1 protein-coding gene is annotated in these 355 nt (G+C 65.1%); it reads right to left on the minus strand.

The features are described 5' to 3' along the window. A partial coding sequence (locus HOP53_RS21365; protein ID WP_234271872.1) for a radical SAM protein occupies positions 1-254 on the minus strand: 254 nt, incomplete at its 3' end. Positions 255-355: the final 101 nt, after the last annotated feature.

Genomic DNA, 355 nt, shown 5'->3' on the forward strand with positions numbered 1-355 from the left:
GCGCCGAGTTCGGCCACCAGCTCCTCGATGCCGCGACGCACCAGGGGCTCGCCGCCGGTGAGGCGGATCTTCTCCACGCCCAGCTCGACGAAGGCTCGCGACAGGGTGGCGATCTCTTCCAGGGTCAACAGCCTGGCCCGAGGCAGGAAGGTCATCTCCTCGGCCATACAATAAACGCAGCGGAAGTCGCAGCGGTCGGTGACGGAGAGGCGGACGTAGCGCACGGTTCGGCCGAAGCCGTCGATCAGGCTCATGCGTTCTCCTCGGCGTTGACTTCTACGTGAGATACGGCATCCATCGGCAGGCGGGCGATCAGCTCACCGACCTGCTCGGCTACTTCGTTGACGGTTTCGTC

Origin of the sequence: Billgrantia ethanolica (genome assembly GCF_021404305.1) — a bacterium.
GTDB classification, from domain to species: Bacteria; Pseudomonadota; Gammaproteobacteria; order Pseudomonadales; family Halomonadaceae; genus Halomonas; species Halomonas ethanolica.